The 18,500-nt window shown below is 70.6% G+C and carries 15 protein-coding genes and 2 pseudogenes; 11 read left to right on the top strand and 6 right to left on the bottom strand.

The window, feature by feature from the left end:
* Positions 1–2 precede the first annotated feature (2 nt).
* Together ACZ4SA_RS05950 and ACZ4SA_RS05945 are read right to left on the bottom strand one after the other, a co-directional pair.
* On the bottom strand, positions 3–1,418 hold the full coding sequence (locus tag ACZ4SA_RS05950; RefSeq protein WP_468270267.1) for a DEAD/DEAH box helicase: 1,416 nt from the start codon (positions 1,416–1,418) through the stop codon (positions 3–5).
* A gap of 195 nt (positions 1,419–1,613) precedes the next feature.
* A complete protein-coding gene (locus tag ACZ4SA_RS05945) occupies positions 1,614–3,734 on the bottom strand; it encodes a SpoIIE family protein phosphatase (protein ID WP_468270265.1) in 2,121 nt (706 codons plus the stop codon).
* Between the two features lie 90 nt (positions 3,735–3,824).
* On the opposite strand from ACZ4SA_RS05945, the pseudogene ACZ4SA_RS05940 reads away from it, so the two are divergent.
* Positions 3,825–4,074 (top strand): annotated as a pseudogene (locus tag ACZ4SA_RS05940) (carboxymuconolactone decarboxylase family protein); the annotation flags it as partial.
* A 146-nt stretch (positions 4,075–4,220) separates the two neighbouring features.
* Here the strand turns inward: ACZ4SA_RS05940 and ACZ4SA_RS05935 are convergent.
* Positions 4,221–4,751, bottom strand: a complete 531-nt coding sequence (locus ACZ4SA_RS05935) for a histidine phosphatase family protein (RefSeq protein ID WP_468270263.1) — start codon at positions 4,749–4,751, stop codon at positions 4,221–4,223.
* Positions 4,752–5,215: 464 nt separating this feature from the next.
* On the opposite strand from ACZ4SA_RS05935, the gene ACZ4SA_RS05930 reads away from it, so the two are divergent.
* Both ACZ4SA_RS05930 and ACZ4SA_RS05925 read left to right on the top strand, forming a co-directional pair.
* Entirely contained in the window at positions 5,216–5,881 is a 666-nt protein-coding gene (locus tag ACZ4SA_RS05930) for a response regulator (protein WP_468270261.1), read from the top strand.
* On the top strand, positions 5,878–7,020 hold the full coding sequence (locus ACZ4SA_RS05925) for a sensor histidine kinase (RefSeq protein WP_468270259.1): 1,143 nt from the start codon (positions 5,878–5,880) through the stop codon (positions 7,018–7,020). The genes ACZ4SA_RS05930 and ACZ4SA_RS05925 overlap by 4 nt, the downstream gene beginning before the upstream one ends.
* Positions 7,021–7,055: 35 nt before the next feature.
* Here the strand turns inward: ACZ4SA_RS05925 and ACZ4SA_RS05920 are convergent, their stop codons facing one another.
* Positions 7,056–7,922 (bottom strand): DUF427 domain-containing protein, encoded by an 867-nt coding sequence (locus ACZ4SA_RS05920; RefSeq protein ID WP_468270257.1) that lies wholly within the window; start codon positions 7,920–7,922, stop codon positions 7,056–7,058.
* Between the two features lie 298 nt (positions 7,923–8,220).
* On the opposite strand from ACZ4SA_RS05920, the pseudogene ACZ4SA_RS05915 reads away from it, so the two are divergent.
* Positions 8,221–8,714: pseudogene (locus tag ACZ4SA_RS05915) on the top strand (aldo/keto reductase); the annotation flags it as partial.
* A 308-nt stretch (positions 8,715–9,022) separates the two neighbouring features.
* Here the strand turns inward: ACZ4SA_RS05915 and ACZ4SA_RS05910 are convergent.
* On the bottom strand, positions 9,023–9,562 hold the full coding sequence (locus tag ACZ4SA_RS05910; protein ID WP_468270255.1) for a DoxX family protein: 540 nt from the start codon (positions 9,560–9,562) through the stop codon (positions 9,023–9,025).
* 460 nt (positions 9,563–10,022) lie between these two features.
* On the opposite strand from ACZ4SA_RS05910, the gene ACZ4SA_RS05905 reads away from it, so the two are divergent.
* Positions 10,023–10,430: a DUF3662 domain-containing protein gene (locus ACZ4SA_RS05905; RefSeq protein WP_468270253.1), complete on the top strand. Its 408-nt coding sequence runs from the start codon at positions 10,023–10,025 to the stop codon at positions 10,428–10,430.
* A gap of 105 nt (positions 10,431–10,535) precedes the next feature.
* Here the strand turns inward: ACZ4SA_RS05905 and ACZ4SA_RS05900 are convergent, their stop codons facing one another.
* On the bottom strand, positions 10,536–11,597 hold the full coding sequence (locus tag ACZ4SA_RS05900) for a M20/M25/M40 family metallo-hydrolase (protein ID WP_468270337.1): 1,062 nt from the start codon (positions 11,595–11,597) through the stop codon (positions 10,536–10,538).
* A 428-nt stretch (positions 11,598–12,025) separates the two neighbouring features.
* Between ACZ4SA_RS05900 and ACZ4SA_RS05895 the strand changes: the two genes are divergently transcribed.
* The 6 genes from ACZ4SA_RS05895 (at position 12,026) to ACZ4SA_RS05870 (ending at position 18,470) form a co-directional block, all read left to right on the top strand.
* Positions 12,026–12,859 (top strand): class II glutamine amidotransferase, encoded by an 834-nt coding sequence (locus tag ACZ4SA_RS05895; RefSeq protein ID WP_468270251.1) that lies wholly within the window; start codon positions 12,026–12,028, stop codon positions 12,857–12,859.
* 93 nt (positions 12,860–12,952) lie between these two features.
* Positions 12,953–13,627, top strand: a complete 675-nt coding sequence (locus tag ACZ4SA_RS05890; RefSeq protein WP_468270249.1) for an NUDIX domain-containing protein — start codon at positions 12,953–12,955, stop codon at positions 13,625–13,627.
* Positions 13,628–13,738: 111 nt separating this feature from the next.
* On the top strand, positions 13,739–14,608 hold the full coding sequence (locus ACZ4SA_RS05885; RefSeq protein ID WP_468270247.1) for a HalD/BesD family halogenase: 870 nt from the start codon (positions 13,739–13,741) through the stop codon (positions 14,606–14,608).
* Between the two features lie 62 nt (positions 14,609–14,670).
* Complete coding sequence (locus ACZ4SA_RS05880; RefSeq protein ID WP_468270245.1) at positions 14,671–15,516, top strand: class I SAM-dependent methyltransferase; 846 nt, start codon at positions 14,671–14,673, stop codon at positions 15,514–15,516.
* A gap of 59 nt (positions 15,517–15,575) precedes the next feature.
* Positions 15,576–17,327: a choline/carnitine O-acyltransferase gene (locus tag ACZ4SA_RS05875; protein WP_468270243.1), complete on the top strand. Its 1,752-nt coding sequence runs from the start codon at positions 15,576–15,578 to the stop codon at positions 17,325–17,327.
* Positions 17,328–17,534: 207 nt separating this feature from the next.
* The gene (locus tag ACZ4SA_RS05870; RefSeq protein ID WP_468270241.1) at positions 17,535–18,470 is read left to right on the top strand and encodes a GNAT family N-acetyltransferase; all 936 of its coding nucleotides are present in this window, start codon (positions 17,535–17,537) and stop codon (positions 18,468–18,470) included.
* The last annotated feature ends 30 nt before the right edge of the window (positions 18,471–18,500 follow it).

Raw genomic sequence — 18,500 nt, 5'->3', positions numbered from 1 at the left:
GGTCAGTGGCCCCTGCGGATCCGGGCGGCTTTGCGGGCCTCCGCGGTTTTGCGGGCTTCGGCGGCCTTGCGGGATTCCTTCGGGGAGCGGCCCGGTCGCGTGCCCATGCCGCGGAAGGGCGCGTTGCCGCCAGTGGCCTTGTCTCCGGCGGGCGGTCGCTTCGCCCCCGTGATGCTGGTCAGCTTCTCCTCGCCTGAGCGCACCTGTGTGACGGTCGGACGGATCCCGGCACCGGACATCATCCGGTTCACGTCGCGGCGCTGGTTCGGGACGACGAGGGTGACGACGCTGCCCGACTCGCCGGCGCGTGCCGTGCGGCCGCCCCGGTGCAGGTAGTCCTTCGGGTCGGCGGGCGGATCGACGTTCACGACGAGGTCGAGCGCGTCGACGTGGATGCCTCGTGCGGCGACATTGGTGGCCACCAACACGGTGATGTCACCGTTCTTGAACTGCGCGAGCGTGTGCGTGCGCTGTGGCTGCGACTTCCCGCTGTGCAGGGCGGAGGCCCGGATACCGCTGCTGCGCAGATGACGGGTGAACTGGTCGACGCCGAGCTTCGTGTCCAGGAACATCAGCACCCGGCCGTCCCGGGCGGCGATCTCCGTGGCCGTCGCGTACTTGTCCGCCGGGTGGATGTGCAGCACATGGTGCTCCATCGTGGTGACCGCGCCCGCCGCCCGGTCGACCGTGGCGAGCACCGGATCGTGGAGGTGTCGCCGGACCAGTTGGTCGATGTTGCGGTCGAGTGTGGCCGAGAACAGCATCCGCTGGCCCTCGGGGCGCACCTGGTCCAAGAGCTCCGACACCTGCGGCAGGAACCCCATGTCGCACATCTGGTCCGCCTCGTCCAGGACCGTGATCCGCACCTGGTCCATGTGGCAGTCCCGGCGCGCGACCAGGTCGGTCAGCCGCCCCGGAGTCGCGACGACCACGTCGCTGCCGGCCCGCAGCGAGCTCGCCTGCCGCCCGATCGACAGTCCGCCGACCACCGTCGCCAGCCGCAGCCCCAGCGCCGTCGCGTACGGTGCCAGCACGTCGCTCACCTGCTGCGCGAGCTCCCGGGTCGGCACCAGGACCAGCGCGATCGGCCGCTTCGGATCGGCGCGCCGGCCTGCCGTACGGACGAGCAGGGCCAGCCCGAAGGCGAGGGTCTTGCCCGAGCCGGTCCGCGCGCGGCCGAGGATGTCCCGGCCGGCCAGCGCGTCGGGCAGGGTGGCCGCCTGGATCGGGAACGGCTCCGTCACCTCGTTGCGGGTCATCACCTGGACCACTTCCGGCGGCAGGCCCAGTTCGGCGAAGGTCTCGGCGGGCGGCGAACCGGGGGTCAGCGTCTGCGCCGAGAGTTCGCCCTGGGGTGCCGTTGCCGGCCCGATCCGGCCGGCGTCGGAGCGCCCGGTGGCTGTCGGCTGCGCGTTCATGGGGCCCTTCGTCGGTCTGGCGCCCGGAAAGTGCGGGGGCCCGCACCCCTCGGTGCGGGCCCCGGCAACGTCGAAGCGTTCCGCCATTTTACCAGCGCTTCAGCGGCCTGCTTCGGCCGATCCGCACCGGGACATCCGCACGGGGACATCGGCACCGTTCTCCTGCGGCCGCCTCCCGTGCCGACCGGTCGGCGATCAGCCGTGGCGGGCTCCCGCTTGCAGCAGGAGCAGCGCGATGTCGTCCGTGCGCTGCCCGGAGGGGCGGACCTGTTCCAGCACGGTGTCGATGAGCAGGTCCAGGTCCCGGTCGTCGGTCCGGGCCAGACAATGAGCGAGTTGTGCGACACCGTCGTCGAAGTCCGCACCTGGTGACTCCACGAGGCCGTCGGTGTAGAGAGCGAGCGTCAGACCCGTGGTGAGCGGGATCTCGGTGACGGCATAGGTGGCGTCGGGGTCGACGCCGAGAAGCGGGCCGGGGGAGATGTCGAGGGGGGTGGTGTGAGCGTCCGGCCGGCGCAGCAGCGGCGGGGGATGACCGGCGCTGGCGACACACACGCGTCCCCGGGCAAGATCCAGGTGGGCGTAGAGGCAGCTGGTGAACAGGCCGGGATCGAGGTCGATGAGGAGCCGGTTGGTCCGCGAGAGCACCTGGTCGGGAGGAGTGCCGAGGGTGGCGTGGGCATGGACACCGGTGCGAACCTGTCCCATCAGCGCGGCGGCAGCCACGTTGTGGCCCTGGACATCGCCGATCACGGCCGCCGCGGCCGTGTCGCCGAGTCGGATCAGGTCGTAGAAATCGCCGCCGATGTCCATGCCGCGGGTGGCGGGCAGGTAGCGGGCGGCGACTCGCAGACCGTCCACCTCGGGCAGGGTGTGCGGCAGCAGAGCCTGCTGGAGACCGTGGGCGAGCTGCTGCTTGGTGTCGTACAGGCGGGCGCGGTCGAGGGCCTGGGCGACGAGCCCGGCGAGCGAGGTCAGGACGGCCCGCTCCTCGGCCGTGAACGTGTGGGGACGTTCGTAGGACAGGACGCAGCAGCCGACGGGCCGGCCGGAAATGATCAGCGGCAGGAAGGCCCAGGCCTGCTTGCCGCTGACCGTCGGAGCCTCGGGGTAGATCCGCCGCAGCTCCTCCGGGTCGGAGAAGAACGACGGGATGCCGGTGGCGAGGGCGCGTCCTGCGGGAGTGAAGGTGGTGTCCAGGGGAAGGCCGTCGAGGCGTTCGATGACCTGGGACGGATAGCCGCGATGCCCGGTTATCCGCAGGCGCCCGGCATCGGCTGCCGACAGGACCAGGCCGTCGGCGCCGAAGGCGGGCATGATCTGGTCGGCGATGAGGTCGACGACGTCCTGGACGCCGACGACCTCTGTCAGGGCGGCGGCCAGATGCATCAGCTGGTACACCCGCCCGGCAGGGGCCGGTGAGGCGGTGTGCCGGGAGTGCCGCAGCGCCGGGGAGGCCGGGGGCTGCGCCCCGGTGGGCACGATACGGACGCTGATGCCGCTCGCATCGGGATAGAGGTGGAAGTCCAGCCACCCGTCCGGCGGGCGGCACGCGGTGAAGGCAACGGGCTCGCGGGTGATCACTGCGGCGCGGTAGCGGTCCTCGTACGTGGGGTCGTCGAGCCAGGCCAGCGACTGCCACGGCCGCGTACCGAGCAGCTGACCGGCGTCGCGGCCCAACAGTTCGGCGGCCCCCTCGGTCAGGAAGGTGATGCGCCCTTCCAGGTCCAGGGCGCAGGAACCGCCGGGCAGACGCTCGGCGAAGTCTGTGGCGGCCGGCGCCGGGGTTTCGGCGGACCGGCCGGCTGTGACAGGCAGTACGCGGGGTCGGCCGCCGTGGACCTGGGTTCCGGCATCTGCGGCTTCCTCGAGCAGCCGGGCCAGATTCCCACAGCACGAAGCGATATGGCCCTGTTCCCGCCGGGACATCCGCGCCGGGCGGCCGGTCGGCCACATCAGCAGGAGCGAGCCCCACCGCCGGACGCCGGTGATGGGCGCGGCGGCCAGTGCGATCGGGTAGGGGAGCGCGACCGCCGTACGGGGATAGGAGCGGGCCATCTCCTCCTGGCTGCCCACCCAGATCAAGTGGCCCTGGCGGACCGCGTCCGCCACCGGGGCCGGAGCGGCCACCGGCACCCTCGCCCACGGGGAGGCGAGCTCGGCCGGCGCACCGCACAACGCCTGGAGATGCAGCACCTGTTCGTCAGGGGCGAGTACGTAGAGGGCGCCGATGGCGGCACCCGTGCGCCGTACCGTCTCCGCCAGCGCGGCGTCGATCGCGCCGACATCGACGACCGGGCCACCCGTGCTGGTCACGACGCACCTCCAGCATTGCTTGTACGGGAGGTTACGCCGACCTGGAGGGGGCGGCACACGCGCCGGAGTACGGGGCCGGAGCAGGGTGCGGTCGCCGCCTGGGGGGAGGCCGCGGTGTTCACCGAGGCCGAGCGCGCTGCGCTCGAGGTGACCGAGCAGGGTACCCGCATCGCGGATGCGGCCGGTGGGGTCACGGATGAGGCCTGGGCGAATGCCGCCAAGCACTACGACGAGGAGCAGCTCGCCGGCCTGGTGTGCGCCATCGCCCAACACCTTCAACCGGCTGAACGTCATCGTCCAGCAGCCCGCCGGCGAGTACCAGCCCGGCCGGTTCGGATAGCCGGGAAGGGGTGAACCGGGGTGCCGGGGCCGATCCGCAGTGGCGGCGGCCCCGGGACACCGGGCCCCCGGGGAACCGGGCCGGGGGCCATTCGCCGGGCCCGGGCGCCGATCGCCGGGCCCCGGGCACCGTTCGCCCGCCGGCGTTCAAACAGTCTGCGAGGCGAGACGGACGGCAGATGGCAGCGGCAGTTCACCGACATGCCAGAAAGCTCTCGGCGGTGCGGACAGAGCATGGACCAGCAGGGCCCGGATGACGGCCGACGGCGCGATGGCCAGTGCGGGGCCGGTGTCGGGCGGCAGGCTGCGCAGCCAGCGTGCGGCGCGGCGGCAGAGGTGGCCGACGGACTCGCCGTCGTGCGGCGCGGCTTCCGGGTCCGTGAGCCAGGCCGAGAGCCCGTAGGGGTCGTCGGCCGCTATCTCGTCGAGGGTCCGCCCACGCCACGAGCCGTAGTCGACGTCGCGCAGCAAGGGCTCGGTGGTGGTGTCGAGGCCGAGTGTGTCGGCTGCCTGGGCGCAGCGGGCAGAGGGCCCGCGTACCGCCAGCGCGTAGGGGGGCAGTGGTTCTCCGGCGACCGTTGCGTCTCTCTCGGGCTCCAGCGTGAGAGTGACACCTGCCATCGCCCCATTGGTCACCTGGACGGTGGTGGCACACAGAAGGGTCAGATGGATGGTCATCTCGATCTCCTCCCAGCTTCGGCTGTCGCCGACCGTGAAGGACTAGGCTGGACCCGGTAAGGGGCGCGAGCGGCACGGACGACCGGCCACGTGTGACCGCCACCAGCCGACCCTGCCGGGCCGCCCACCGCGGGATGCAGGACCGAGGCAGACCCTGCCGGACATCGCCCGCGCGGGCCAGGTCCATGCCGGTCAACCGTCCTGTTGACGGCTGACGCGCCGGGGAGCCGCCTTCTGCGGTGGCCGGTGTCGCCCGGTGCGGCACGACCGCCGACATACGGCGCCTCATACAGTCAGGGTCGGGGACAGGGTCCCGGTCCGACCATCCGGCAGGTGGCTGAAACCGAACCCGCCGACCGGCTGGGCGGCAGCCGACCTCCGGCCGGATTCGGTGCAGGTCACCCGCACGGCGCTCCTCGACGTGGTACGAATCGGACAGTGGTCCCACGGCGAGTGGAGCACGCGTGATCCGGGTGATGGTGGTCGACGACGAGGCCCTGATTCGAACGGGCTTTCAACGCATCCTCGAGGCGGCCGACGACATCGAGGTCGTCGCAGCGGTACCCGGCGGCCAGGCCGTGGCGGCGGCCGAGGAGTTCAGCCCGGACGTCGTGCTCCTGGACATCCGGATGCCGGACGTCGACGGCCTCACCGTGCTGGCCGCCCTCCGCCGGCTGTCGCCACCGCCGGTCGTGGCCATGCTCACGACGTTCGACATGGACGAATACGTGGAGACGGCGCTGCGCTCCGGTGCCGCGGGCTTCCTGCTCAAGGACACGGACCCGGAGGGGCTGCCGTTCCTCGTCCGGACCCTGGCCGAAGGAGGCACGGTGCTGTCCTCCAAGGTCACCAGGACGGTCGTGGACGGCTATCTGGATGCCGGCACCCGCGCCTCTGACGTCGAACGCCTCGAGCGCCTGACCGAGCGCGAGCGGGCCGTACTCACCCTCGTCGGCGAGGGGCTGTCCAACGCGGACGTCGGCACCCGGATGCATCTGAGCACCGGCACCGTCAAGGACCACGTGAGCTCCATCCTCGCGAAGCTGGAGGTGGGCGGACGGGTGCAGGCCGCCCTGCTCGCCGAGCGGGCCGGCCTGCTGGAGCGGCCGCGGGACCCGGAGGACGGATGATGCGGCACAGCCTGCCGGCCCTGCTGCTGGACGCCGCCGTTGTCGGAGTCTCGCTGGTCGACGTCTGGGTCCATATCGACAGCGACGAGCCGATCCGTCTGGGGCTCGCCCTGGGGGCCGCCTTCGTACTTCTCCTGCGCCGTCGTATGCCGCTGATGACCTTCCTGCTCACCCTGCCGGCGGTTCTGGTTTCCTCCGCAGTCTTCGCCTCGCTGGCCGCGCTGTACACGCTCGCCACGTTCACTCGACGCCGGGTCGTCCTGGTCCTGTGTGTGGCCACATTCACGATCTGTGACATGACGACGTGGCCGACGGGCCTCGATCCGCCGTCGGCGAGCCTCGAACTTTCCTACCCCTCGACCTTGATCACTGTGGGCTACACCGGGGCGGCGGCCGCAGCCGCGGTCTTCCTCGGCCAGCTCGTGCAGACCCGGCGGGCACTGTCGCTGAGGCTCGCCGAGATCTCCGCCGCACGTGAGAACGAGCGCACGCTGACGGCCGAGAAGGTACTGGCCAAGGAACGCGCACAGCTCGCACGGGAGATGCACGACGTGGTCTCCCACCAGGTGAGTCTGATCGCGGTGCGGGCAGGAGCGCTGCAGGTCAGCAGCCAGGACGCCGTGGTGAAGGAAGCAGCCGCCACGATCCGGCGGCTGAGCGTGCAGACACTCGACGAACTGCGGCACATGGTCAGCGTTCTGCGAGCTTCCGGGGGCCGCCCGGCGGAACTGACACCGCAACCGGCGCTCGACGACCTCCAGCGGCTGGTCGACACCAGCGGCATCGACACCCAGCTGCAGACAGACGCGCCCGACGGCCTGCCACCGGCCGTGCAACGCACCGTGTACCGCACGGTCCAGGAGGCGTTGACCAACGTACGCAAGCATGCCCCCGGCGCCACCGCGACCGTGCGCGTCTGCCGTGAGGACGGCGTCATCCTCGCCACGGTGACCAACACCCCGCCCACTCAGCCGGCCCTGGCGCTGCCCGGCGCACACCACGGCCTGGTCGGCCTGCACCAGCGCGCCGCACTGCTGGGTGGCACGGTGACCTCCGGCCCGACGACCGACGGCGGCTACGAACTTCGCCTCGAACTTCCGGCGACGAGCACCCAAGGGGCGGACGACGCGGGACAGTGAGCCCGCAGCCTGCCATGTGTGTGCGTGTACCCGTGTCAGTGGTCGCCGGTGGTGCCGGGGGAGCTCGCGGAATCGCGGGAGGTCCGGTGCGACGACGTGCTGAAGAACGAGACGGGACGCTCGCGGCGTTCTCCGTCGACGAGGATGTCGACGAACTCGTTGTAGAAGGCCACACGGTCCTTGATGATCCCCACGGCGGCCAGCGGATCGGGGTAGCTCCAGGCGATGTCCAGCAGGACGTCGCCGCCGGCCCAGGACCAGTAGTCCGTAGCCACGCCCTTGTACGGGCAGCGGGTTCGCGAGCCGGTCGGGGTGAAGAGATCGAGGCGGACGTCCTGGCGCGGGATGTAGTAGCGGACCGGCAGACCCGTCTCGAACAGCAGTACAGGCGTACGCGTGTCCGCCACGACCGTGCCCTCGATCTCCACCGCGACGTGCCGGGTGCTGGGAAGCACGTCCACCCGACGGTACGGATCACGCGGGTGCACGAAGATCTCCTCGTCCTCTTCGTACCAGTGGTCGAGCACATCCCGTCCGAACCACTCGAAACTGATGTAGTCCGCCAGTGCCTCACCGGGATAGGTCCAGGCCGCTGCCGGGACGGTCCCGTCGGCGAGCACGAGGTCGTAGAAGCGGGTCGCGCCGGCATGACGCCGGGGGTTGGCGGGCCGTTCGGTCACTCGCAGCAGATCCGTACGCACGTCGTCGGCCGGAAAGGCGTACAGGGGGACGGGACGCCCCGGCTCCCACACAAGAACCGGACGGCGGCTGTCCACGACCGTGACGTTCCCTTTTGTGGCACGCACCCATCGTTCACTCGGCTCCCAGACCACGCTGTCGAACGTGGCGCTCCGACGGCGTACGACCGGCACGGATTCCGCGCCCTCAGCCGCTGTAGTCATCCGTCTCTCCCTCCTCGCCCCGGCAGCGGGCTGTCGAGGTCAGCACTCCCGACGCCGTGGCGCCGCGCTGTCACCCAGGTCCACGCTGCTCCGGATCACAGCAGCCCGCAAACCTCCTCTCCAGCCTTGCCGCGTCCGCGCTTTGTCCCAGGTCAGGGCTCTCGGGGTGCCGATTCGGGAGATCGGGGGCTCCATGGAGGGGGTGGGACTCGGCGAGGTCGCGGGCGTGCAGCGCCCTTGGCTCGCCCTGGGCACGAGGACGCGCTGCGGCGGGCGCCCGCCGAGCCTCGGGCCCGTGACGATCCGCCGCGCGAACGCCGTCCACCCGATCACGGCCGTCCAGACCGAGTACTCGCTGTGGACCCGCGACCCGGAGGCCAAAGTGCTTCCCGCCTGCCGTGAGCTGGGGATCGGATTCGTCCCCTACTCGCCGCTGGGCCGCGGTTTTCTGGCGGGCCGGTTCTCCTCGCCGGACGAACTCGACGAGAAGGACTTCAGGCGCACCGGCCCCGCTTCACCGGCGAGAACCTCGAGGCGAACCTCAGGCTGGCCGAGAAGGTGAAGGAGATCGCCGCGGAGAAGGGTGTCACCGCGGCACAGCTCGCGATCGCCTGGGTGCTGGCACAGGGCGACGACCTGGTCCCCATCCCGGGCACCAGGCGCCGCACCTACCTGGAGCAGAACGCCGCCGCGGTCGACGTGGAACTGACCGAGGACGATCTCGCGCGCATCGCCGCCGAGCTCCCTGAGCCGGCGGGGGACCGCTACGACGAGGCCGGGATGGCGGCCGTGGGCATCCAGGTTCGGGCTCCTTGGTCGTCCCGACCTTTGGACGGCGGCCCGCGCGCGTGCGGCGTCAGCGTACGGCGGCCGGACGGGACGGACTTCGAGATCCTCGCACCGCTCTTCGTCACGGCCGGGGCGCTGCACTCTCCGCCGCTGCCGCGGCGCTCCGGCCTCGGCCGCCACCCCCGACTCGGCGGACTGCGGGATGACAGCGCGAATGCCACGCCGGCCGAGGATGCACGTGGATCGCACGGGACGACCACGCGTGACCGCTTGAGCCGGCGACTCGCGGTCGGGCGCCGGGGCGTCGGGTGCTATTCGCGCAGCAGCATGACGACCACGGCCACCACCACGGCAAGCGCCACGGCGGCGAGGCCGTGGACCAGGCGGTGCCGGCACAGGACCGGCAGGAAGTGGTCGGCGGCCAGACGGCCGGGACCGGTCAGGGCGAGGCTCGCCGCGACCGCGGCGATCAACAGTTCGAACTCGATGCCTTCGAGGCCGAAGAAGCCGCCACCCCACTTGAAGGCGACTGCGTTGATCATGACGCCGAGCACCGCGGCTGCGGCCAGTGGGGTGAGCAGTCCTACGGCGAGTCCCAGGCCACCCAGCGTCTCGCTGAGGGCGGCCACCACGGCCATCGTCTCGCCGGCCGGGTATCCGCTCGCGCTGAAGTACTCACCGGTACCGGCGAGGCCGGGTCCGCCGAACCAGCCGAACAGCTTCTGGGCGCCGTGGGCGGCCATGGCCAGTCCGAAGACGACGCGCAGCAGGAGCAGGCCGGCGTCATAGGCGGCCGACGTCGAGGCATAGCCGGTGGTGGAGGGGTGCATATTCGCTCTGGGGGAGGACATGAGGGGCCTTTGCTTCTTGTCGGGGGGCGGACGGAGGGAGCCAAGCACCGGGTGCGGTGCTTGCGGGAGCTCGGTCGGACGAACTGGAACCGTCGTTTGCCATACCCGCCCGGAAGCCGTCGATCACGCTCTGCGACCGGGCGCTCGAGTCGGATTCCCGGTGTCCCGCGGTGACGCCGCCAGGTCGCCGCTCTTCCCCTGCCTTGCCTGAACCGGCAAAGCGGTGAATGACACTGCCCGTGCCGCGCTCGCCGATCCGGGTCCAGCAGGCGGTAGCCGTCCACCACGTGTGGGTACCCTCCAGGCCGCCGCCAACCCCGTCCGCAGCACATCCGCGGTATCCACATCGAGCTACGGAAGGCCTACCACCCGTGACATCGCCCAGGCGCCGGGCGCGTGAACCCGCCCCGGGTTGACGCACGGGCGCGTGACGCGGGCCGGGTCGGGCACACGCATCGTCATGGGAACGCTGATCCGATGGGAACGAGCCGTGGAGCGCTGGCAGGATGCGCTGCTCGCCAAACTCTTGCGCAGCGAACCGGTCGAGTTGCTCGATGCGCTGCGGCGCGAATGCGACGACAACGCCGTTGTGTGCAGCCACAGTCGTGTAGTGGTGCCCAACGCCTACGAAGTGGCACTCGACGTCGATGTGTACAGGGAGCTGACGCGTCGCGGCGGCCGGGCAGGACAAGCCGGCCGGGCAGGGCAGGCGTTGACCGATGCGCTGGTCCGCCACGGGGAGGAGAACCACTATGAATGGGCGGGTCCGCTGACGGTGCGGGTCACCCCCTCGGCGGACCTCCCCAATGGTCGCTACCACGTCGCCAGCAGCGTCATGCCGCACGTCCGTGTCGACGGATTTCCGTGAGCCGGTGCAACGGCACGACGTCACACCCCCGGGCCGTCCAGCCCCTGGCGGGCGCGAAACGGGGCCCACAGGCCGCCTCTGTCGCGAACGCGCCGAGCAGCAGCCCTACCTGTTCTGAATCGCTTTCACCAGGCCGGCGACGAGGTTCGCCCGCTCGGCCATGGCCGCGATCACCAGATACTCGTGGTCGGCGTGGGCGCCGCCCCCGACTGCGCCGAGGCCATCGAGGGTCGGCACCCCCAGTGCGGCCGTGAAGTTGCCGTCGCTTCCGCCGCCGACCGCTTGGCCTTGGACGCCGGGAAGCAGCTGCCTTGCCACGGCAAAAAGCTCGGCCGAAGCCGCTTCGGGCATCGGGGGCCGACTGATGGCCCCCTCGACGGCGATCTCCGCCTCGTCGAGATGTGGAGTCAGCGCCGCGAACGCAGCCTCGATTCGTTCCTTCTCGTCGGCCGTCTCGACCCGGACGTCGACGACGACCGTTGCCCCTGCGGGAACGACATTGTCCAGGGTTCCCGCGGACGCGACGGTCGGGGTGACCGTCGTACCGATGCCGGGTCGGCCAAGCGCTGCGATGTCCAGTACCTGTTGCGCTGCCTCGACCAGGGCGTTGACCCCGGCTGCGGGCTCAAGGCCGGCGTGCGACGCCCGGCCTGCGACAGAGACCTGGAACGTGCCACAGCCCTTACGCCCGGTCTTCAGGGCTCCGCCGTCAGCGGCGCCCTCGAGCACAAGGACGGCGCCGCAGGCAAGGGCTCGTTCTTCGATGAGAGCGCGAGAGGAGCGGGAGCCGACCTCTTCGTCGGCGGTCACCAGAATCTCGACGCCTGAGCGGTCGTCGAGCGTCGCGAGGCCATGAACGCCCTGCACCAGACCGCCGAGCATGTCGAAGACCCCGGGGCCGGTCGCATGCCCGTTGTCGAGCACGAACGGGCGGCGTTCGAGCGTGCCGAGCGGGAACACCGTGTCATGGTGACCAAGGATCAGTACCTTGGAATCGCCGCCGGCTGCCCAGTGCACATGCGGCCCGGCTTCGCTCTCGACGAGGACGGCCTGCCCGCCAAGGCGGCTCTCGATGACAGCGGCGACAGCTTTGGCCGATGCCGTCAAGGCGTCGCGATCGCGCGACGGGGACTCGACTTCGACGAGCGTCCTGAGGTCCTCGATCATCGCGTCAACACTCACACTGACGGTTTCGTGCGTCGTCACGTCGCCTTCTTCCCCGAGGTGCCTGGAGCTGCGTTGCCATCTTCTGCGATCGATGCCGTCCGGGACCACCTGGCCGCAGGCCCCGCAGGGCGCGGATCACGCCTGCGGGGGAGGGCGTGGCGCGCGGCTGACGCCATGCGGCGTCGCAGGTGCATTCGGAGTCGAAACCGCGCCGCTTCGCGTGGCACGTGCCGCATGACGTGCAGATCGTGGGACCCTCGCTGCCGTCGGCACGGGCAGCCGTGCGGAGGCGGCAGTCTGCGGAATGAGGCGTAGCGGGGGCACGGCGAGGCTTTCCGGCCGAGTAGCGGCCCGGCGCTGTTCCCCCGCATGTGTTGGCACGGCACCTGCTTTCCGGTGGGGCAGGTTATGAGGGAAGGTAGCCACAGATGTGTCGATGGCTTGCGTATGCGGGTTCGCCCGTGCTGATGGACCGACTGCTGTATCAGCCCCAGCATTCTCTGATCGATCAGAGCCTGCACTCGCGGATGGGCGTCGAGACGACGAACGGCGACGGCTTCGGCATCGGCTGGTACAGCGACGGCACGGACGCCCCAGCGGTCTTCCGAGACACCGGTCCGGCCTGGAACAACCGCAACCTTCGCGACCTGTCGCAGCACATCACGTCGCGGCTGTTCTTCGCCCACATCCGGGCATCGACCGGGACCGCGGTGCAACAGACCAACAGCCACCCTTTCCGGCACGGCCGTTGGCTGTGGATGCACAACGGGTCGATCGCCGAGTTCCATCGCCTGCGGCGTGACCTGTGCCTGCTCGTCGATCCGGTCCTCTTTCCGAGCATCGAAGGCTCCACCGACTCCGAGGTCATGTTCTTCCTCGCGCTCACCATGGGCCTTGACCAGGACCCGCCAGGCGCCGTGGCGCGGATGGCCGGTCATGTCGAAAGCCTGGCCCAACTGCACGGCGTCCAGTCGCCGCTGCAGATGACGGTCGCCACGACCGATGGAGAGCACCTGTGGGCCTTTCGCTACTCCAGCGCTCGCCAATCACGGTCCCTGTTCCACAGCAACCGTGTTGAAACCCTGCGTCGGCTGCACCCGGATCTGGCCTTCCTGCGCGATGTGTCGGACGATGCGACGCTGATCGTGTCGGAGCCGCTGGGGGACCTGCCCGGCGCCTGGACCGAAGTCCCGGAGAGCAGCTACGGCCGCGTCGGGCGGGGGTTGCACGAGTGGCAGCCCTTCGTACCTCAGCCGGCGTAGGCCCGAGCCGGCGGGCGGGGGAGGGGCGGCAGCGGGTGGCCGCCCGGCGGGGCGCGTGCGTACTCCTCAGTGGGAGTCGTAGGTGCCCTGGAAGTGACCAAGTCGCCGCCAGGACGTCGTTGCGCCGTTGACCGGTGGGCGGACGAGGCACGGCTCGTACTCAACGCCGAGGACCGGCACACCGGTTGCGTCGGCGTGCGGCTCGGGGGCCGACACCGGCTGGTCCTGGACCTGGTCGCGGACAGGGACGGCGCCGCTACGCCCACGGTGACGATCGCAGCGGTGTCCGACACCGGCGGCGACTCCTCGATGCCCGTCCTGCCGGACGCGGCGACCTGGGTGCTGCCCGATCTGGAACTGATCCGCACTGGTTTGCTCGACGTCGATCGTCTGCACCCGCTGGTCGCCTCAGCACTGGTTCCGGATTGTCCGCCGGACTGTCCGCCGGGCGAGCCCATCACCGAAACCGCGGTCCGCGAACTCCACGAGGAGACCGGTCTGATCGTCAAGGCCGACGACCTGCGCCTCGCCCAGGTCGTCCACGGCGCCTGGGGTGCCGAAGCGCCCAACGGTTTCCTCACCGTCGTCTTCGCAGCTCACCGATGGGCCGGGCAAGCCGAGAACCGCGAACCCGCCAGGCATGCCCAGGTCCGCTGGGCCGACACCGGCGACCTCCCCCAGGAATGCGCGCGCACCCATCTCGGCCACGGCCCTGCGCCACTGCCTTTCCGGCGGTCCACATTCTCTCTGCGCGGCTGGCCGCCGTGAGCCGACACAAACGACCACCGGCGAGTGTGACGTGTCACAGACATCCTCGCGGCATTGTGGGAGCTTCAACTTCGTTACTTCTCAGTGGAGTTCGGGCGTCGAAAGGATCGAATGAGCACTCTGGAAGCCGTCACGCTCGACCAGGTGGTCGACACGGCCCACTACCCCCTGTCGGAACTCGAAAGTGCCGAGGGGCAGGCCGTCGTCTCCCGTGCCCGGTGCGAACTGTCGACCGTCGGCTGCACCGTACTGCCGGACTTCATCCGCCCCTCACTGCGCGATGTCCTACGGCAGGAGTGCTCCGCCATCGCACCGCGCGCGCACTTCGACACCGAAACCGTCAACGTCTACAACATCCCCGTGGACTCGGCCCTGCCGGAGGACCACCCGGGCCGGCGGACCTTCCAGCGGGGCAACGCGTTCGTCGCGCGGGACCGTATCCCCGCGGGCTCCCTCATCAGCCGGCTCTACTCCCACACCGCGTTCCAGAGCTTCGTCGCCCGCTGCTTCGGCCTGCCGCAGCTTCACGAGCTGGCCGACCCGCTCTCCGGGCTGGTTCTCAACGTCGTCGAACCGGGCATGGAACATCCCTGGCACTTCGACACCAACGAGTTCACCGTCAGCATGCTCACCCAGGAGGCGCAGGCCGGCGGCGTCTTCGAGTACTGCCCGAACATCAGGTCCGCGCAGGACGAGCGCTTCGACGACGTCCGTGACGTCCTGGACGGCCGGGGCGAGCGGCTGACCCGGAGCCTGTCCCTGCAACCCGGTGACCTGCAGCTGTTCAAAGGCCGCTACTCGCTGCACCGGGTCAGCCCCGTGCGGGGCGACGTCGCGCGCCACTCCGCGATATTCGCCTACAGCGAGCGCCCCGGCGTCATCGGGAGCGTGGCACGGACCGGGCAGCTCTTCGGCCGCGTCATGCCCGAGCACGTGGCGGCCGAGGGCCGTGCCGTCCGCGGCGACCGTCTGCTGGACTGACGGTCGGCGCGGCCCAGTCCCCCCACTCTGCGATCCACGCGATCCATGGAGGAGTAAGCCCTGTGCGTTTCGACGCGACCGGAAAAGTCTCGCTCGACCACATCTACACCCAGCCCGATCCGCGCGCCTATTTCAGCGTGCTGCGCCCCCTCGGCTACTGCGTTCCACAACTGGCCAAGCCCTACTTCGCGAAGCTCATCAAGGATTACCGGGACTCCCAGCACGTCGCCGTGCCGAAGGTGCTGGACATCGGCTGTTCGTACGGAATCAATGCCGCCCTGCTGAAGTACGACGCGACCATGGACGAGCTCTACGCACGCTACGGCGAGGAGCAGCGCGCAGGGGAGAGCCGCGAGGCCTTGCTCGCCCGGGACCGGGAGCTGGCCCGCTCGTGGCAGCCCGCGCAGCCCGTACGCTTCGTCGGCCTCGACACCTCCTCCGGCGCGCTGTCGTACGCACTCGAGGCCGGGTTCCTCGACGACGCCGTGCACGCCGACCTGGAGGCGCACGAGCCGACACCGCGGCAGCGCGCCCAGTTCGCCGGGACGGACCTGGTGATCTCGACGGGCTGCCTCGGCTACGTCACCGAGCGGACGCTCAAGCGCGTCGTCGAGGCGCAGGGCACCCACCGGCCCTGGATGGCGCACTTCGTGCTGCGGATGTTCCCGTTCGACCCCGTCGAGCACGCGCTCGCCGAACTCGGGTACCGGACCGTCCATGTCGAAGGCGTCTTCAAACAGCGGAGGTTCGCCTCCCAGGAGGAACAGACGCTCGTCCTGGACACGATGTCGTCCAACGGGGTGGATGCGCGGGGCCTGGAGGCGGAAGGCTGGCTGTACGCACAGCTCCACCTTTCCCGGCCGCACCGCCCGTCCGAGCCCAACGATTCGAATCGAGAGCAGAGTTGAAGATCAGTCAGGATGTACCAGGCAACGCGACCTTCGCCCAGGAGGACAGCCTTCCACGTGTGCCGCTGCCGACGCCGGAGGCGAGCTGTGAGCGGTTTCTCGCCTGGTGCGCGCCGCTGCTGACCGCCGACGAGCTGGCGGCGACGGAGGCGGAGGTGGCAGCCTTCCTCCGGCCCGAGGGCCCCGGCCGGGTGCTGCACGCGGCGCTTGAGGAGTACGACGCCACGGAGGGCGTGCACAGCTGGCTCGACACCTTCTGGCCGTACCGCTACCTGGGCCGCCGGGACCGGATCGCGCTCAACGCCAACTTCTTCTTCCTGTTCCAGGACACCGGCCAGGCGCAGCTGGAACGGGCGGCCGGGCTCGTCGCCGGGGCCCTCAACTACAAGCGGCAGCTCGACCGGGGGCTCATCGCGCCGGTGGTCCAGCGCGGCGTGCCCCAGTCGATGGTGCAGAACAAGTTCCTGTTCTCCACCACCCGGATCCCCGGCGCCGAGCTGGACACCGTCCGCGCCCCCTACACCGAGGCGTGGCCGGGCCCGTCCGACGCACGGCACATCGTGGTGTTCTTCCGGGGCGGCATGTTCCGCCTGGACGTGCTCGGCCCGGACGGTGTGCCGCACAGCCTGGAGGACATCGAGGCGGGCCTGAGCGCCGTGATGAAAGCCGGCGCCGAGCCGGCGGACGTGTCGGTGGGCCATCTCACCACCATGGCCCGCGCGGAGTGGGCGGCCGCCCGGCAGTCCCTCATCGCCTGCCACCCCCGCAACGCCGGCGCACTCGAGGACGTGGAGACCGCGCTGTTCTGTGTCTGCCTGGAGGACTTCGCACCTGCGGACACCCAGGAGGCCTGCGACGAGCTGCTGTACGGCGACCGCGGCAATCGCTGGTTCGACAAGGCCGTGTCGTTCGTCGTCTTCGCCGACGGCCGGGCGGGCATCAACGTCGAGCACTGCGAGCTGGACGGGACGACCATCCTCAGCTTCACCGACGCCCTGCTCAGCACCCCGCCCGAGGAACACTCCCGGCAGTCCGGGGCACGCTCGCAGGGGCTGCCCGCGCTGGAACCGGTCACGTTCGAACTGGACGACGCCCTGCGGACCCAAGCGCGTTCGGCCGCCGACGCGTTCGCCGCGTACGGACAGGCCACCGCGACGGCCACGGTGGCGTTCGACGACTTCGGCGCCACCACGGCCAAGGCGCTGGGGGTCTCGCCCGATGCGTTCGTCCAGGTCGCCTACCAGCTGGCCCACCAGCGCGCGAAGGGGCACCTGGGCGCCACGTACGAGTCGATCGCCACCCGCCAGTACCGGTACGGGCGGACCGAGGCGATGCGGGTCGTCACCCCGGAGATGGTCGCCTTCGTCGCGACGATGGAGGACCCGTCGGCGGCCCCGGCCACCCGCCGCGCGGCGTTCCGGGCCGCCGCCCAGGGCCATGTGACCCGCGCGAAGGAATGCCAGGCCGTGCAGGTGCCCGAACAGCACCTGTGGGAACTGGAACTGATCCAGCGCCGCCGCGGCACGGAGCTCGGCGTGACCCAACAGCCCGCGCTGTACCGGACACCGGGCTGGCTGACGATGCGCGACGACTACCTGAGCACAAGCTCGGCGCCGTCCCACAACATCCAGTACTTCGGCTTCGGCTCGACGAGCAGCCGCTGTATCGGGGTGGCCTATGTACTGCTGCCGGAGCGTTTCAACGTCTACCTGAGCACGCCGCAGACGGTGGCCGACCAGATGTTCACGTTCGCGGACCGGCTGCGGGAGGCGGTGGCCGAACTGCGGGAACTGCTGGGTTCCGAGGACTGAACCGACGGCAGGCTCGGGTCGGGCGTGCGTTTCGGCACCATTCGACGTTTTGGCACCATTCGACGCTTCGGCGCTCTCGACATGAGTGGAGGGCCGAGTTGGCGGATCCAGCCGACGCCCCGCCCGAGCTCGCCGCCCGGCCCCACACGCGAGCCGGGGGCAGGAAAAGCCCTGTCCAGGCCGACCGGCCGATGTGATCATCACCGTATGCGATTCCGTGCTGCCACAGCAGGCCCCGCCGACCTCGACCGCGCCGCCGCCTACCCCGCCGACGGCCCCGTCCCCGCCCTCACCCCCGAGAGGATCCGGGAGGAGCTCGCGCGCAACCAGTTCCGCCCCGAGTGGATCTGGTTCGCCGAGGACGAGGACGGCGAGATCCTGGCCCGCGCCCTGTGGTGGGGCCGTGCCGACAGCGAGCGGCCCATCGCGCTCGACTGCCTCCAGGTCCGCTCCACCGTGGCCGCCCCGGCCGCCGTCGCCGCCGGGCTGCTGGCCGCCGGCCATGCCGCCTTCGCGGCTCTTCCGGGCTACAACATCTCGCTGCCCCGCGACTGGCGGAGCGACCCGGCGCTGGCCGAGGCAGTGGCCTGGCGCCGGGAAGCGGGGTACAAGTCCGGTTTGAGCAGCGAGATCGAGCGTCTGCGCTACGAGTGGACACCGGTCGCGAAGGATCCCGAGCCCGCGGCGAAGCTGGTCTTCCGGGAGGGAACGGACGAGGAGTTCCTCCATGCGTTCATGCGGCTGTCCGCGGGGAGCCTGGATCTGCACACGCGCAACGAGCTCCGCTCGATGGACGCCGAGCAGCTGGCCCGCGAGGACATCGCGTTCTACCGCGACTGCCCCGGTGAGCGTTCCTGGTGGCGCCTCGCCGACCTTCGGGACGGCACGTTGGCCGGCGTGGCCATCCCTTCCGCGACCCCCTACCACCGCAACGTCGGCTACCTGGGCGTCGTCCCCGAGCGGCGCGGCCAGGGCCTGATCGACGAAATCCTCGCCGAGATCACCCGGTTCCACGCGAGCGAGGGCGCCGACCGCATCACGGCCACCACGGACACCGTCAATGTTCCGATGGCCGCCGCGTTCGACCGCGCGGGCTACCAGGTGACGGAGATCCGCCTCGTTCTGGAGAGCCCCCCGCAGTGAGTGCCGACCCCCCAGGGCCTCCCCGGTACG

It is taken from the genome of Streptomyces sp. NPDC027962 (genome assembly GCF_055566095.1).
The sequence above is the reverse complement of the archived record's forward strand: the minus strand, read 5'-3'. Positions and strand labels throughout refer to the sequence as shown.